Origin of the sequence: Aliivibrio sp. S10_S31 (genome assembly GCF_014694495.1) — a bacterium.
In the GTDB taxonomy this organism is placed as follows: Bacteria; Pseudomonadota; Gammaproteobacteria; order Enterobacterales; family Vibrionaceae; genus Aliivibrio; species Aliivibrio fischeri.
In genome coordinates this window covers 1-1,235 of record NZ_JAAUWR010000075.1, presented here as the reverse complement: position 1 = coordinate 1,235, position 1,235 = coordinate 1, and the positions used below count along the sequence as shown (strand labels likewise).

The 1,235-nt window shown below is 33.1% G+C and carries 1 protein-coding gene; it reads right to left on the bottom strand.

All coding sequences use genetic code 11. The annotated features are described in order from the left end of the window. Positions 1 to 237 precede the first annotated feature (237 nt). Positions 238 to 1,092, bottom strand: a complete 855-nt coding sequence (locus HC728_RS19600) for a hypothetical protein (protein ID WP_190395977.1) — start codon at positions 1,090 to 1,092, stop codon at positions 238 to 240. Positions 1,093 to 1,235: the final 143 nt, after the last annotated feature.

The following is a 1,235-nucleotide window of genomic DNA, read 5'->3' as shown; positions in this document are numbered from 1 at the left end:
ACAAGATGAAACGAGAGCTAAAAGGAAACAAAGAAAAAGGAAAACCACCCTACTTTCACGCCTAAAAAACTAACGGCTCAATCGCTGAACTGAGCTAAAAAACTGCTATCTTTAGTTCGTGTAACGCCTGCATAACACGTTTGCTACCATGCAGATTAAGCTCAAATTTACCACTTAATACGGTAAAACCAAAGAAACCTAGAATGCCGAATGTAGCGAATCGTGTTGATGCATTTGTTATGTTGCTTCTCTGCGATATAGAATATCTTGAAATGGCAAAAATTCTTCACTATCTTTAGGTGCAAGTACAAGTTCTAACAAAGGATGCCCCTTAATTGCAAGCTCAGAGTTTAGATCGTTTTCTAGATTTTCAGAACGGTTTTTTCTTAAGTAATAACGTACAGAATTAACCAAAACATCAGCAATAATAGTTAGAACTGACTCTTCACAGTTAATTTCAACGTTCAATTTATTATACTTCGGCATATCTTCTGAAGAGATAGAACTATGAATAATTGTCTTTTTTACTATCTTGCTGTCCGGGTTCCATTGTTTAACAACTATCGACTTTTCTTCTCCTAAAAATAAGTGTTTAACTTCATTTGCTGTCGCTTCAAATTTTTTCATAACTCCACTATCAATTGTATCTGTAATAACATTTAAATTAATATTTTTAATGCCTATCGAATATGTCATCGATAAAGATTTTATCAACATATTTTTAAATAAAGTAGTATGAAGTAAATTATTCTTATTTTTATAACCTCGTCCATAACCAAACTCAGATTCATGAAAACCTTGCGCATAAACTGCAGAAAAAAACCATTGTAGTTTTAATTCTTTAGCAATTGAAAATACTAAATTCCTAAACTCACTCTGCTTTTCAATTGGAAAATCTGTAATATGAAATTTGCCATCAATTGGGTTTACAAAACCAGATGTATAACTTTCAAAAACCATTTTTATGAATTGGATATCACTCTCACTGTATACAAAACCAGCCATGACACCAATTTCACCTAAATTTCGTTCAGTGGTTGATGCATAACCTTTTGCTCCTGATTCATCTATTACTAAAGTGTAGTTTTCCACAATTTATTCCTTCAACATAACGCCTGCATAACACGTTTGCTACTATGCAGACCTAGCTAAATTTTACTGCCTTAATCACTGAAACTAAAGGCAAACTGACAACGCCGAGTGTAGCAAATCGTGTTGATGCATTTGTTATGCGA